Here is a 13,414-nt window from a genome sequence, read left to right on the forward strand (position 1 = left end):
CTTCACGTCAGCAATCAGCTGACCCTGGTTCCTCTGGCAGCTCGGTTCGGCCGAGGCTAAGCTCCGACAATGCCGATCGAACGCCTCGATCACGTACAGCTCGCCATGCCGCCCGGCGGAGAGGATGCCGCTCGCGCCTTTTACGGGCGGGCGCTTGGCATCGAAGAGGTAATCAAGCCCCCTCATCTCGCGGCGCGTGGCGGGTGCTGGTTCGAGCGCGGCCCGTTGAAGATCCATCTCGGCGTGGAGGCGGATTTCCATCCTGCCCATAAGGCGCATCCGGCGTTCATCGTCACCGAGTTGGCTGCGTTAGTCGCCACCCTGAAATCACATGGTTATGCTGTGGTCGAGGACCAGCCGCTTGAAGGCTATGACCGCGTCTATGTCGATGATCCCTTCGGCAACCGCATCGAACTGATGGAGCCCCTGCGCGTTTCGCCCTGACCCTTTGCCACCAAGGATAATGCCAATGTCCCGTATCGCTCTCACCATCGCCGCGGCCGCTTCCATGGCAACCGCCTCGCCTGCCGTTGCAAAGGGCTGCCTCAAGGGCGCGGCGGTCGGCGCGGTCGCTGGTCATTATGTCGGCAAGGGCCATGCCGTCATCGGCGCGGCGGCCGGCTGCTGGATCGGCCATCACCGCGCCGCCAAGGCGGCGAAAGCCCGGCGGGCGCAGGAACGCGCGCGCCACCAATAAACGGCGGCATGCAGGAGCTTCTTGCGGAATTCGATACTTCGGATATATTCGAAATATCGAATCGAAGGAGCATCCTGTGAAACGCCTCCACCTTCACGTCAGCGTGCCTGATATCGATCAGGCCGTCGCCTTTTACAGCACCCTGTTCGATGCGCCTCCCACGGTCACCAAGCCAGACTATGCGAAATGGATGCTCGAAGATCCGCGGGTAAATCTCGCCATTTCTTCGCGAGCTCGGGCGATCGGCGTCGATCATGTCGGCATTCAGGTGGACAGCAATGCCGAGCTCGTCGAACTCGCTTCGCGCCTGAAGGCCGCGGGTGCCGAAACCATGGACCAGGAAGCGACGACCTGCTGCTATGCGAAATCCGACAAGAGCTGGGTGACGGATCCGGCCGGCGTCCGCTGGGAGAGCTTCTACACCCATGGCGAGGCGACGGCCTATGGCGAGGACGAGATCCTGTCCGAAGCCACAGCTCAACCCTCAAGCGCGTGCTGCGCCCCCGCGCCCGCCGCCAAGGCCTGCTGCTGATGCAATTGCCCCTGGCCGTCGATGCGCTCTCGGCGCTCGCGCATGGCAGCCGTCTCGCTGTGTTCCGCCTGCTGGTGCGGGCAGGCCCGGAGGGCGTGGCAGCCGGCGAGATCGCGCGGGAGATCGGCGCGCTGCCCAACACCCTCTCCTCGCATCTGACGATCCTCGGCCATGCGGGGTTGATCCATTCCCGTCGCGAGGGCCGTTCGATCCTCTATTCAGCCGATTATGAGCGGATGCGCGAGCTGCTCGGTTTCCTGATGGAAGATTGCTGCGCTGGCCGGCCGGAAATCTGCGCGCCCTTCGCCACTGGTTGCGCGCCGGCTCGCGAAGCCACCAGCGCATGAGCATCACACTGCCGCGCCGGCTGGCGGCGGAACTCCTCGGCACCGCCTTGCTGCTCGCGATCGTGATCGGCTCGGGCATCATGGGCGAGCGACTGGCGGGCGGTAATGTCGCGATCGCTCTGCTCGGCAACACGATCTCAACCGGCGCGGGTCTGTTCGTCCTCATCCATATGTTTGGGCCCATCTCCGGCGCGCATTTCAACCCGGCGGTTACGCTCGCGGTATTGATCGGCCGCGGCACCGACGCACGCACCGCGCTCGCCTATGTCGCAGCGCAGATCACCGGCGCGGTGCTCGGCGTATGGGCAGCGCATGCCATGTTCGCCGAGCCGTTGCTCCAGGTCTCGACAAAGCTGCGGGACGGCCCCGCTCTGGCGTTCTCCGAGTTCGTCGCGACATTCGGTCTGATCGGAACGATCCTCGCCACTCAGCGTTCGCGGCCCGATGCGACCCCGGCGGCAGTCGGGCTCTACATCGTCTCGGCCTATTGGTTCACTGCCTCGACGTCGTTCGCGAACCCAGCCGTCACGATCGCCCGCAGCTTGTCGGACACATTCGCGGGCATTGCCCCCGTCTCAGCCCCACTCTTCATCGCCGCGCAGCTCGCTGGCACTGTCGCCGCGCTCGCCTTGTTCGGCTGGCTGCTGAAGGAGGAACCAGCATGAGTTTTCCCGTCACCATCTACCACAACCCCGATTGCGGCACCTCGCGCAACACCCTCGCGATGATCGAAGCGGCGGGATATGTCCCAAGCGTGATCGACTATCGCAGCACCGGCTGGACGCGCCCGCTACTGGACGATCTGCTGACGGCGATGCACGCCCGCCCCCGCGATCTTCTGCGCCAAAAGGGCACGCCGGCCGGCGAGCTCGGCCTGCTCGATGAGGCGACATCCGACGAGGCGATCCTGGAAGCCATGGTCACCCACCCGATCCTGGTGAACCGCCCCATCGTGGTGACGCCCAGAGGCACGAAACTGTGCCGCCCGTCAGAGGCAGTGCTTGAACTGCTCGATCATGTGCCGGCCAGCTTTACCAAGGAAGATGGCGAGGTCGTCCAGACGGCGAAATAGGCTCGATATTGCTGGAACGGGTTTACGGCGTTGGTCGATAGACCCGCACCTCCGCACCCGATCCACCTGTGGCACGCACAGCAAGATAGAGCCGGTCCCGCTCGGGCACGAACAAGGCTGTGCGCGCGCCGGGCCTGGTCGCCGCTATTCCAAGCGAGCGATAGCCTCCCGCCGCCAATGCCGCGAACACCTCGATCGCCCCTGATCCGCAGCTCACCATGATCTGGTAGCGGCGCGTATCGAAGAAGACGTCATCTGCATCCCCGCAGGTGGGCAGGTCGGAGCCGATCGCCCCGCTGTCGACGTCGAGCGTCACCAGCCGCGCCGGCCAGCGATAGACGATCGCCGCCGTCTTCGTCTCCGCATCGATCGCCATCGGAAAGTTCAGCCGATGCGTGGCGCGCCAGCTTGCCGTCACGACGCCAGTGGCGAGATTGCCCGCGATGATGCGCCGCTTGTCGGGCACATTGACCAGCACCTGGTCGCCCAGCAGCCTGAACCCCTCGGGATGCCCCGGCAATGCCACCCGCGACACGATTGCCCGCGTCGCCGGATCGATCACCTCCAGCGCGCCCGATCCATAACCAACCACCAGCCGTCCACGCGGATCGACCCGCAGATTGTCGGCATCGTCGCCAAATGCCAGCATGCCGGCGGCTGCGAGATCGGCGCCGCGATAGAAGCGCACGGTGCCGTCCCCGCCACTCGCCACCGCGAGCTCGCCGCGATCGGCGAGCCACGCGACGCCTTGCGGCTCCTTCAGCCCCGATATGCGGTGGACGACGGCTCCAGTCTTCAAATCAATCGCATCGACACTGCCATTGCCGACTTCAGCGACGAACAGCCGCTCCCCGGCAGGGTCGATCGCGAGATGGTCGATCCGGCCCGAGACATCCGGCAGCGCGATCGTCCGCTCGAGCACCAGCGGCGCGGCCGGCGTGGGCGCGCCGCCACAGGAGCCGACGGCACCGAGCAGCAACAGGATCGGCCATGCGCGGCTGGGCGGTGTCCGGCCACTCACAACCGGTCGCTGGCTACCGTTTGGGCGAGGCGCTCGCTCGCCGGATCCCAGTTGATGGTGGCCATGAAGGCATCGACATAAGCCCCTGCCTTGACACCATAATCTATCGCATGGGTATGCTCGTGGCGATTGGTCGTGGGTCATTGTGTGAGGCCCTCGGGACGGTCCCCGTCGTTCGACTTTCAGATTCAGCTCGCCACTTTCACATGCCGCAGCGCATCCGCAAGGGCTCTCGCCAGCTTGCCGGCATCGTCATTGGCCCAGAAGTGCATGAAGAAGAGTCTTGGCTCGTCGTCCAGCATGTGGTTGTGCAGCGCCGTCACTTCGATTCCATTGGCGCGAAGACTCCGCAGGACCGGATTGACCTCATCCGCCGTAAGGACGAGATCGCCGGCGATCGCCGCCTTTCCGCCGCCCGTTGGCTGAAAGTTGATGGCGATCGCGGACCCCATGGCTTCGGGAAGGGTCATGCCGTCGGCGCTCGGGACGACCGCACGGGGAATGCTGAAGGCGTAGACGCCGCTGTTGACCTTGCCCTTGTGTCCGAGCGCCTGGTCGAGCGCAGCCGTATCGAGTTCGAGGGCAGGCGCGGGTGCCGGGGGTACCGCAGTTGCGGCCGGCGCGCTCGGAAACGGCGTGTGGCTCAAGGCAAGAGCGGCGTGCAACGTTGCAGCGAGTTTCGCGCCATCGCCCATGCCGCCGACATGCATGTACATGGTGTGCGGCGCGGCGCGGAGCAGGTGATTATGGAGCGCCGTGACGGACACTCCACCTTCCAGAAGACGCTTCATGACGGGGTTGACCTCATCGTCGGTCAGGACGAGGTCTCCCATGACCATCACGTCGGTCCCCTGGCGCATGAATGCGACCCATGATCCCAGCGCGAGCGTGGGTTTCACGGCGACACCATCCAGGACGACCTTCAGGTCTGTCCGCGGGAATCCAACGCGATAGACGCCGCCCGGCATCTCGGTTCCGGGCTTGCCCAGCGCGGCCGCGATCGCATCTTCCCAAGGTTCGCTCGCATGCGCCGCTCCCGCGATCTGCAACAGTGCGGCAACGGCAAGCAGAGACGGCAAGATGCGCATGGGTCTACTCCTTCATTCAATCGGGTTCAGCTCAAAATGCCCGCCACGTAGAGGCCAATGCCCGCTGCCGAGGCTCCCCCAAGCGTCGTGAATATGCCGACCTTCAAGCGGAGCATGGCGACGATCGCAGCGATCGAGATGGCGAACGCCCAAAGATCGATGCTGCCGGAAACGGGCATGTCAAAGTGAATAGGCCCCCATTTCAGAGGATGCACTACGCGAAATATCGTATGGATCGCGAACCAGATGGCCAGGTTGAGCACGACGCCGACGACGGCAGCGGTGATCGCCGACAGCGCGCCCGAAAGAGCCTTGTTGCCGCGCATCCGCTCGATGAACGGGGCGCCGAGGAAGATCCACAGGAAGCAGGGGATGAACGTCACCCAGGTGGCGAGCAGGCCACCCAAAGTTCCTGCGAGCAGCGGCGAGAGCATGCCGGGATGGCGATAAGCACCCATGAAGCCGACGAACTGCAGCACCATGATCAGCGGCCCGGGCGTGGTCTCGGCCATACCGAGCCCGTCGAGCATCTCCTTGGCCGACAGCCAGTGATAGGTCTCGACCGCCTGCTGCGCGACATAGGCAAGCACCGCGTAGGCGCCGCCGAACGTCACCACCGCCATGGTCGAGAAGAAGGTCGCGATCTGGGTAAAGACATTGGTGCCGCCGAGAAGCAGCAACAGTGCCGCGACCGGCGCAAGCCACAGCACGAGCCAGACAATCGCCTGGCGCAACGACTGCCCGATCGTCGGGCTGGCATGGGCCGGAAGCTCCTCGCCCAGTAAGGTGTCCGCGTCCTCAACGATCGTGCCTTTTGCCGCTCCGTGCCCGCCGCCGACCTGGAACGCCGCGATGCCGGCGCGGCCACCGAAATAGCCGACCAGTCCGGCGCCGAGCACGATCACCGGGAACGGAACCCCCAGGAAGAAGATGAGTATGAACGCGATCGCGGCGATGGCCCGCATGACATTGTTCTTGAGCGATCGGCTGCCGATCCGCACGACCGCTTGCAGCACCACCGCGAGTACCGCGCATTTGAGGCCGAAGAACAACGCGGAGACGATCCCGACCCGCCCATACAGCGCATAGACCCAGCTCAGCGCCATGATCGACACGACGCCGGGCAACACGAACAACCCGCCGGCGACGATCCCGCCCCTCGTCCTGTGCATCAACCAGCCGATATAGGTCGCCAGCTGCTGCGCCTCCGGGCCGGGCAGCAGCATGCAGTAGTTAAGGGCATGCAGGAACCGGTGCTCCCCGACCCAGCGCTTCTCGTCGACCAGGATGCGGTGCATCACAGCGATCTGCCCAGCCGGCCCGCCGAACGAGAGCGCGGCGATCCTGAGCCACACCCAGAACGCCTCGCCCAGCGTCACCTCCGCCGGTCGCTCCCGCAAGACCGAGTCGACGGTAATGTCTGCGGCGCTCACCTGGCTTTTCCCTTGGCCGGCGTATGCGAGACCCAGTCATGCGTCTCGCCGGTCGCATCGCGGCACCAGCGATAGAGCGCGTCATACACCGCCATCCCCGCCTCGAGCTGCGCGAGATCGTCAGCGAACATTCGTGACAGGCCGAGCGACACCGCCAGCAGCCCCGCCGCCTCCGGCGCGAGCTCGGGATGGGCGGTGTCGGCGCCGCGCACGATGGGCGCGAGACGCGCCAGTCCGTCGAACCCGCCCAGCCCGAAATCCTCGATCATCGCGTCGAAGGTGCACAGCGCGCCGCGATGGCTCCAGCGCACGCCCGCGCCCTCGACATCGAACGGAGTCGCCCTCATCCGCGCCGCAACGCCGGCAACCTCAGGCGCGGCGACGAACAGGAAAAGCGCGTCGGGGTCGATGAAGCGCCGGATCAGCCAGGGGCAAGCGATCCGATCAACCTTCGGCCGCGCCCGCGTGACCCAGAGCGTCCGGCCCGCCGCGTCGCGTGGTGGAACGGGTTCCTCGTTGATCAGCGGCACGCCCGCCGCAGCCCAACCCCTGAAGCCGCCCTCGAGCAGCTCAGCCTCGGCACCCGCCTGACGCAGCCACGCCGCAGCACCATGGCTGGGCGCATCGCCGTTCAGGCAGGTAAGGATCACGTTGCGCCCCGAAAGACCGGGCGCCCATTCCGCCAGCGCCGCGAACGAATGCCGACGCGAACCGGGAATGGAACGAGGATCTGCGGCGAGCTCGGTATCGCTGCGCAGGTCGATGATGGCCGGGCATCCAGGCGTACCGATCAGGCGGATGAGCTTGTCGGATGAGATTGCATTGATCACGGGCATAAGGCGTCCTCAGGCTTGGGGGACGCGATACTTCAGCCTGTCGCCTCATGGGGAGATCGCAAACCCCATGGCCTTAAAAAGCCGCGTTCGGGCGCTGCTGTCAAGGCGTTGGTGACGATCGTTGCAGGCCCGACACCTGAGATCAGGATAGCGGATGCGGCGTGAACCCCCTTTGCCTTCCCCGGCGGAGACCGGGGCCCAGTTGGGGGACGATTGTGGCGCGTGCCGCGTGCCTTCACATGGACCTTTCCAACTGGGCCCCGGCCTCCGCGGGGGAAGGAGGAAAAGCTGGGAGCAGAATCCGTCCAGCTGCTATAGCCGATGGGGCGGGATCATTTGCCCGGGATGGACCTCTTGGGCGAAGGCGGGGAATATCATGGACGACCAGAGCGGCACTATCTTCCTCGCGATCTTCCCCTTCGCCTTTGTCGCGCTGTGGCTTTTCATAACGACGATGCTGGGCACGCTATCCGGCTGGTTCACGCTCCAAAGCCAATTTCCGCGCGGCGACGAAGCCCCGCTCGTCACATTCCGGCGCCTGTCGGGCTCCATGGGCCTTGGCGTAAATCTGAACGGCATCCTGACGCTCAGCGCCTGCCCGTCTGGGCTGCGGATCGGGATATGGCGTATATTCGGCCCTTTCCAGCGCCCCTTTGTCGTTCCCTGGGCCGAGATTTCGCCAGAATCGAAAACGCGCTTCTTCATGCCCATGGCCCGGCTCGGGCTCGGCGCACCCGAGATCGGCAAACTCGCGATCGACGCGGGCATCTGGCAAAAGCTCTCGGTGCATGCGCCAGCAGGCAGGCGGACCACCGCCGCCCCGCTCCCGTTCGTGACAAATCAGCAGCTGGCGCAAGGCCTTGCGCTGCAATGGGCGGTGATCAGCGCCATCCCCGTCGCCTTCTCCACCTTCTTCGCCTTCGTCTCCCAGCTGACGCCCGGTCCCCCGCCGGCGCTGGTGGCGGTCTTCGTCGCCTTTCCGGTCATCGCCATCGGGATAGCGCAACGCTTACGCTATGTACGCCAACGGAACTGACGCCGGAGAGGTGAGCGGGAGCGCCGCTATTTCTCCGCCCCGTAGAACAGCACCCACACCGAGAAGTCCTCCGAGATTCTCTCGAACCCATGCGCGACATGCGCGGCGCAGAACAGCACATCCCCCGCGCCGACCGCCGTCACCTTGTCCTCAACCCGGTAATTCCCCGTCCCCGAGGCCACGAAATAGATCTCGTCGCGCAGATGCGGCACCTGCGGCCCGTCAGTCGGCCGAGCGGCGAAGCGCAGTTCGAGATCGCCATCGACAAAGATCTCGGCCGATCGCCCCGGCGTGCGCGGCAGCGCCAGCGCGGCGGCGAGCGATACGGGTGGCGGGGTGCGGTCCATCAGCCAATCCTACCACATCTCCGCTCAGCCATTCAAAGATCGAACACCGCCAGCACCAGCACCGCAACCAGCAGGATCGTGGTGCCGGCGAGAAAGACTTTGTCGGCCAGCCGCTCGAAACGGTCGTGCGGATCGTCGCCGCGCAGCGACAGATAGGAAAAGACGCAACTCGCTGCGAAACATACCACCCCGGCCCAGGCGATCTCGTCGGCGAGCGTCTTGCCCGAGGCATTCGCGATATGCAGGCCGGCGATGATCAGCAGCGAGATGCCGAGCAGATTGGTCGCGGCGTTGAGGATATGGCTTGATGTGCGCATCGCTGCCCCTTGGCGCGGGCGAGATGAACGGCTGAGAAACGGGAGTAACCTTCTTGCTACCGGGGCTGATGAGCTCCCATTTCCTCAATCGCCGCGGGGGTGGCGAACGCCAGCCCAGCCCCGACTTCCCTCGCATGCGGAAGAGAGCAAGAAGCGCCCATAGGCGACATCCCCGGAATATGGCAGAATGATCCCGTGAACGCCTCATCAAACCCCAAATCCGATCTCAGCCTTGCCGGGCGTTGGCTGTTCCCGGTCTTCTGCCTGGCCTGGCTCTCCACTTCCGGGTTCCGGCACGGCTTCGGAACCTCCGATGTGGTCATCGGCGCGCTCAGCCTTTTCTGGCTGGGCGCAGCCCGGCTGATCCAGACCCGGACCACCCGGCCGCGACGGACATTCTACTGGCTGGCGCTGGCGTCATCCGTCGTGGCGGCACTCTTCACGAGCTTCGCTGCGACTGGAAACCAGCCCCTGTTGCCGGGGATCATCGGATGGGCGGGCCTGACCGTCCTCGGGCTGATCTGGTGCATTCATTTCGAGCGCACCGAAACCATTCAGTGAGCCTCGCCTCTCGAGCCGAAGCCCCTACCCGTAAAATCCTCCATTTCAGCACCTGCGCGCCTCTCCTCAGCAGTGGCACTCCACGACAAGCGCCGCCGATCGAGGATCGGCCCTGTCACCACCTTGCCTGGCCCAATGCTGGTCGCTCGTCACCGTCATGCGCAGCAGTTCCTCGCTGCAGCATTGCTTGTTGTGCTTCAGGTCGAAGATCAGCTGGTCCTCATAGGTGGTCACGCCATCACCTTCCTTTTGGGATTTGGTCAAGACGCCGCCGAGCTCCTTCAGGGTCAGCCCGCGCAGGATATCCAATGCGTTGCACGTCCCGGTCAGGGAGTGGGGGCGCTGGTCTTCGCAGGTAAGCGGTATGGTGACATGCCCCGATCTGACCTGCTCGAAGATGACATCGGCCACGTAGGGCCCACGCTGTTCCGGCCCGGGCTCGGGCGAGCCGAACATGTGCTTGAAGTCACGATAAGCGGCACATCCGGCCTCCCGCTCCTGCACAGTCGGCTCGGGAGCGGTCGGGCGACGCCAGATCACATATTTCGTATAGAGCTCGAGCTCGTCCTCGCCGTGCATCTCCTTGTCGCCCCGCACGATCTGGTCCGGAACCGTGAAGACGTTGACCCTGCATAGCCACAGCCCGAACGGCCTGGGCCGGTCGTAAAAGATCAGTGGCAGGCCCTCGTCACCGGCATGGCGGGAGTCAGCCACGAAATGCCGGCCGATCCGGGCCATCATCAATGCGCCGAGCTCAGCGCTCGAAAGACGCCGTTCAACAGGCTTTGATCCGGGCGCGCCATTATGCGTCTGACGACCTTTGTTCCGGTCGGCGGCAAGGCCTGCATCGCCGCCAAGCGCGCCTGCAGCCAAGGCCAGAATCGCCAGCAGGAAAATCGGTTTGATGCCCATGATTGCCCCGCCGCCAGCATGACCGGGTCATGCCTCCCGACAAACAGTCTGGACATGTTGGAGAGCATGGTCAAGAACAAAAAGGAAACACCCGGGGAATGGCATGGGCATCATCGCAACCGCAATCGACTATATGATCGCCGCCGGCATGAGCGGCGACGCGCTGGTCAGCGCGGTAGCGGACATGGAGGCAGCGCTCGACACCAGCACCCACGCGACGAACTTCCCACCACGGCACCGAGCACGGCGCACAAGCCGTAACGCAGCGTCACAAAGCGTCACAAAGCGTCACGCGTGACGTTGGTGACGCTCCCCCCAATGATATATATTCTAACCCCCCTTTACCCCTATCCTCTTACGAGGATCGGTCCCCTTTTTCGGAAAAGATGATTTCAAACGAACCCCAGGCCGATGGTGACGCACGCCGCCTGCCGGGCTATCCTCGGCGAACAGAAATCGTGAGAGGATCCCCAGTGAGACCGTCCCGAGCCGTGAAGCTGACCCGAGCCCTCACACTGGCCGCCGCCTGCGCCGCCTTTCTGCCGATCGCTGCCCAGGCAGCGCCGGGCCAGACCTGGGTTCGAAGCTGGGAAGCCTCACCGCTCGAGGTTTCCCTCCCCCGCCCAGCGCCGCCTCCGGCAACGCCTGATGCCGCAGCCGCGGCTCCGCCCGTTCCGACCGCTCCGATCACCTCGGACGTGACGTTCCGAATGGTCGCCCGGCTCTCGGCCGGCGGCACGTCGATCCGGCTTCGGCTGTCGAACGAGATCTCGGCCGATCCGCTGCGCCTCGGTGCGGTCCATGTCGCACTGGCCGGTGACGACGGCGCGATCGTTGCGGGCAGCGACCAGGCCGTGACCTTCGAGGGCAGCACGGCCCCGGTCATCCCAGCCGGCGCGCCGCTGCTCAGCGACACGATTGCGCTGAAGGTCCCGCCGCTCGCCCATCTCGTGGTCAGCATTTATGTGCCCGGCTCGACCGAGCACCTGACCGGCCATCCGCTCGGCGTCTCCACCACCCGCATTGCGCCCGGCGACCAGACGGCTGCGGCCGAGATCGCCGGCGCCACCACCAAAATGCGCTACATCCTCAGCGGCATAGACGTTTCGGGCGGCACCGCCACCTCGACGATCGTCACCTTCGGCGATTCGATCACTGACGGCGCGCTTTCGACTGACAATGCCGATCATCGCTGGCCCGACATCCTCGCCGAGCGCCTGCGCGCGGCAGGCAAGACCAGCTTTGCGGTCGCCAATGCCGGCATCTCGGGCAACCGCCTGCTCGCGACCGGCGCCGGCCCGGCAGCGCTAGCAAGGTTCGATCGTGATGTGCTGTCAGTGCCCGGTGTGCGCTACGTCGTCGTACTGGAGGGCGTAAACGATATCGGCAGCGCCACGCGGAGCAAGAGCAACATGCCCCTCCCCAAGGATATCATCGGCGCCTATCGCCAGATGATCGCCCGCGCCCATGATCGCGGCGTGAAGGTGATCGGCGCGACCGTCCTGCCCTACAAAGGCGCCGGCTATTATTCGGAGGACGGCGACGCGGTGCGCCAGGCAGTCAATGACTGGATCCGCACGCTCGGCCATTTCGACGGCGTGATCGATTTCGACCGTGCCGTCGCCGACAAGGCCGATCCCCAGATGATGGCCGCGGCGTTCGACAGCGGCGACAAGCTCCATCCTGGCGATGCGGGCTACAAGGCAATGGCCGAGGCGGTGGATCTGGCGTTGTTTCGGTGAGAGACGCGACCCTGGGTGCCTCCGCTACCTATGCGAGTGTCTCGGGGCTGATAGGCTGATTTCGACAACAGGGCAGGTCTCCCCCAGATCGCGGCTGTGGCTCAGCTGCGATGTCGCACGATGCTCGCCGTCTGTTCCTCCGACAGGAGGCGCTTCGGAATAAAGCTGAACAGGGTATCGGTCTGGCGGAGCAGGATCGCATCGCGACCTTCGACAATCTCGACAAAATCCCCCCATTTGAGCTGAGCATGTCCGCGTTCCGATGTCATCGAAATGCCCGCATCCGACCATTTGACCGCCACCTCGCCTTGCAGCGATTTCTGCTGGGCGAAGGTCCGCCGCGCCTGGCCGGGCAGACGCAGATAGGCCGCCAGGAGGACCGACGACAAAAACAGGAGCCAGGCGGCAAACCCGATCACGGCCATGACCACCATGGAAAGGTCGAGAAGCCAGGCAATTGCAAGCCCGGCCATCGTGCCGAGCAAGCTGCCCACCAGCCACGCGCGCCGCATCCGCCGCGTTTTCAACGAAGCGGTAAAATGCAGCCGGTTTGCGTTGAGGACATCCTCAAGAGTCGGCTGGAAGGAAATCGCAGGCACCGGCACATCATGCGGCGGCTTCCGGTTTCGGGCAATGCCGATCATGCCGGAAGGCCAATGAATCCTGGAGTTCGGTCCGATCATGCACCAAAGCTGATCCGCCACTTCGCTCATGGCCTCGGGGGAATGCAATGAGACTCGCGGCCTGGCAGGCCCCGCTCCTGCCGCGCGGATCGATGGCCGCGATCGGCCTCGCCCGCGAGCGCGTCGCCTGGTGCGAGGCTGAGGGCATCCGTGTCCTGCTCTGCCCGGAGGCGCTGCTCGGCGGGCTCGCCGACGATGCGGAGCATCCCGCGGAAGCCGCGATCAGCGTCGACAATGGTGAGCTCGAAACGCTCCTCGCCCCGCTCGCCAGCGACACGGTCACCACCATCATCGGCTTCACCGAGATCGCCAGCGCCGGGAAGCTCCATAACAGCGCCGCCATCCTCCATCGCGGCGCGGTGCGCGGCATCTATCGCAAGCTGCACCCGGCCATCCGGCGCTCGGTCTACAGCCCGGGCAAGGACAAGCCGGTTTTCACGATCGATGGCCTGACCTTCGGCATCATGATCTGCAACGACACCAACCATCCCGAACTCGCCCGCGCGCTGGTCGCACGCGGCGCGCAGGTGCTGTTCGTGCCGAGCAACAATGCGCTGAGCCCGGAAAAGGCCGATGTGGTGAGCGCCACCCACGCGGTCGACATCGCCTGCGCTCGGGAAAATCGCGTGCCAGTCGTTCGTGCGGATGTGGCGGGGCGCAACGCGGATCGGGTCGCGTTCGGCACCTCGATCATAGTGGGTGGCCGCGGCGACGTCCTCGCACTGGCGTCGCCGCTCGTCGAGGATATGCTGGTCGCGACGGTCTAAACGAGCACAGGCCGGGACGACTC

The 13,414-nt window shown here is 65.1% G+C and carries 19 protein-coding genes and 1 pseudogene; 11 read left to right on the plus strand and 9 right to left on the minus strand.

Annotation, left to right across the window (positions count from 1 at the left end; all coding sequences use genetic code 11):
* Positions 1-69: 69 nt before the first annotated feature.
* From AC1DVS_RS18280 to arsC, 6 genes are all read left to right on the plus strand, one after another.
* Positions 70-444, plus strand: a complete 375-nt coding sequence (locus AC1DVS_RS18280) for a VOC family protein (protein ID WP_478025344.1) — start codon at positions 70-72, stop codon at positions 442-444.
* 25 nt (positions 445-469) lie between these two features.
* Positions 470-697 carry a hypothetical protein gene (locus AC1DVS_RS18285; RefSeq protein ID WP_478025345.1) on the plus strand — a complete coding sequence of 76 codons (228 nt, stop codon included), beginning with the start codon at positions 470-472 and terminating at the stop codon, positions 695-697.
* Between the two features lie 76 nt (positions 698-773).
* Positions 774-1,229, plus strand: coding sequence for an ArsI/CadI family heavy metal resistance metalloenzyme (locus AC1DVS_RS18290; RefSeq protein WP_478025346.1), 456 nt, complete (start codon positions 774-776; stop codon positions 1,227-1,229).
* Complete coding sequence (locus tag AC1DVS_RS18295; protein WP_478025347.1) at positions 1,229-1,576, plus strand: ArsR/SmtB family transcription factor; 348 nt, start codon at positions 1,229-1,231, stop codon at positions 1,574-1,576. The genes AC1DVS_RS18290 and AC1DVS_RS18295 overlap by 1 nt, the downstream gene beginning before the upstream one ends.
* Entirely contained in the window at positions 1,573-2,241 is a 669-nt protein-coding gene (locus AC1DVS_RS18300) for an aquaporin (protein ID WP_478025348.1), read from the plus strand. Before AC1DVS_RS18295 ends, AC1DVS_RS18300 begins: the two co-directional genes overlap by 4 nt.
* Positions 2,238-2,648, plus strand: a complete 411-nt coding sequence (arsC, locus tag AC1DVS_RS18305; RefSeq protein WP_478025349.1) for an arsenate reductase (glutaredoxin) — start codon at positions 2,238-2,240, stop codon at positions 2,646-2,648. The genes AC1DVS_RS18300 and arsC overlap by 4 nt, the downstream gene beginning before the upstream one ends.
* 22 nt (positions 2,649-2,670) lie before the next feature.
* Here arsC and AC1DVS_RS18310 read toward each other — a convergent pair whose 3' ends face one another.
* The 5 genes and pseudogenes from AC1DVS_RS18310 to AC1DVS_RS18330 form a co-directional block, all read right to left on the minus strand.
* Entirely contained in the window at positions 2,671-3,669 is a 999-nt protein-coding gene (locus AC1DVS_RS18310; RefSeq protein ID WP_478025350.1) for a YncE family protein, read from the minus strand.
* Positions 3,666-3,785 (minus strand): annotated as a pseudogene (locus AC1DVS_RS18315) (hypothetical protein); the annotation flags it as partial. The gene AC1DVS_RS18310 and the pseudogene AC1DVS_RS18315, both read right to left, overlap by 4 nt.
* A gap of 72 nt (positions 3,786-3,857) precedes the next feature.
* Positions 3,858-4,757, minus strand: coding sequence for a DUF1259 domain-containing protein (locus AC1DVS_RS18320; RefSeq protein ID WP_478025351.1), 900 nt, complete (start codon positions 4,755-4,757; stop codon positions 3,858-3,860).
* A 26-nt stretch (positions 4,758-4,783) separates the two neighbouring features.
* Positions 4,784-6,190: a chromate efflux transporter gene (gene chrA, locus AC1DVS_RS18325; RefSeq protein WP_478025352.1), complete on the minus strand. Its 1,407-nt coding sequence runs from the start codon at positions 6,188-6,190 to the stop codon at positions 4,784-4,786.
* Positions 6,187-7,026: a chromate resistance protein ChrB domain-containing protein gene (locus AC1DVS_RS18330; protein ID WP_478025353.1), complete on the minus strand. Its 840-nt coding sequence runs from the start codon at positions 7,024-7,026 to the stop codon at positions 6,187-6,189. The genes chrA and AC1DVS_RS18330 overlap by 4 nt, the downstream gene beginning before the upstream one ends.
* A gap of 376 nt (positions 7,027-7,402) precedes the next feature.
* Here AC1DVS_RS18330 and AC1DVS_RS18335 point away from each other — a divergent pair, with 376 nt between their 5' ends.
* On the plus strand, positions 7,403-8,062 hold the full coding sequence (locus AC1DVS_RS18335) for a hypothetical protein (RefSeq protein ID WP_478025354.1): 660 nt from the start codon (positions 7,403-7,405) through the stop codon (positions 8,060-8,062).
* Positions 8,063-8,088: 26 nt separating this feature from the next.
* On the opposite strand, the gene AC1DVS_RS18340 is transcribed toward AC1DVS_RS18335, so the two are convergent.
* Both AC1DVS_RS18340 and AC1DVS_RS18345 read right to left on the minus strand, forming a co-directional pair.
* A complete protein-coding gene (locus AC1DVS_RS18340; RefSeq protein WP_478025355.1) occupies positions 8,089-8,409 on the minus strand; it encodes a cupin domain-containing protein in 321 nt (106 codons plus the stop codon).
* Positions 8,410-8,441: 32 nt separating this feature from the next.
* Positions 8,442-8,726 carry a hypothetical protein gene (locus tag AC1DVS_RS18345; protein ID WP_478025356.1) on the minus strand — a complete coding sequence of 95 codons (285 nt, stop codon included), beginning with the start codon at positions 8,724-8,726 and terminating at the stop codon, positions 8,442-8,444.
* A 195-nt stretch (positions 8,727-8,921) separates the two neighbouring features.
* On the opposite strand from AC1DVS_RS18345, the gene AC1DVS_RS18350 reads away from it, so the two are divergent.
* The gene (locus tag AC1DVS_RS18350; RefSeq protein ID WP_478025357.1) at positions 8,922-9,287 is read left to right on the plus strand and encodes a hypothetical protein; all 366 of its coding nucleotides are present in this window, start codon (positions 8,922-8,924) and stop codon (positions 9,285-9,287) included.
* A 66-nt stretch (positions 9,288-9,353) separates the two neighbouring features.
* Here AC1DVS_RS18350 and AC1DVS_RS18355 read toward each other — a convergent pair whose 3' ends face one another.
* Complete coding sequence (locus AC1DVS_RS18355; RefSeq protein ID WP_478025358.1) at positions 9,354-10,199, minus strand: hypothetical protein; 846 nt, start codon at positions 10,197-10,199, stop codon at positions 9,354-9,356.
* A 103-nt stretch (positions 10,200-10,302) separates the two neighbouring features.
* Between AC1DVS_RS18355 and AC1DVS_RS18360 the strand changes: the two genes are divergently transcribed.
* A complete protein-coding gene (locus AC1DVS_RS18360) occupies positions 10,303-10,497 on the plus strand; it encodes a hypothetical protein (RefSeq protein ID WP_478025359.1) in 195 nt (64 codons plus the stop codon).
* A gap of 193 nt (positions 10,498-10,690) precedes the next feature.
* A complete protein-coding gene (locus AC1DVS_RS18365) occupies positions 10,691-11,941 on the plus strand; it encodes an SGNH/GDSL hydrolase family protein (protein ID WP_478025360.1) in 1,251 nt (416 codons plus the stop codon).
* Positions 11,942-12,042: 101 nt separating this feature from the next.
* On the opposite strand, the gene AC1DVS_RS18370 is transcribed toward AC1DVS_RS18365, so the two are convergent.
* Positions 12,043-12,654, minus strand: coding sequence for a YcxB family protein (locus AC1DVS_RS18370; protein WP_478025361.1), 612 nt, complete (start codon positions 12,652-12,654; stop codon positions 12,043-12,045).
* A 17-nt stretch (positions 12,655-12,671) separates the two neighbouring features.
* On the opposite strand from AC1DVS_RS18370, the gene AC1DVS_RS18375 reads away from it, so the two are divergent.
* Positions 12,672-13,391, plus strand: a complete 720-nt coding sequence (locus tag AC1DVS_RS18375; RefSeq protein ID WP_478025362.1) for a carbon-nitrogen hydrolase family protein — start codon at positions 12,672-12,674, stop codon at positions 13,389-13,391.
* The last annotated feature ends 23 nt before the right edge of the window (positions 13,392-13,414 follow it).

The organism is Sphingomonas sp. P3_C5, assembly GCF_056402635.1.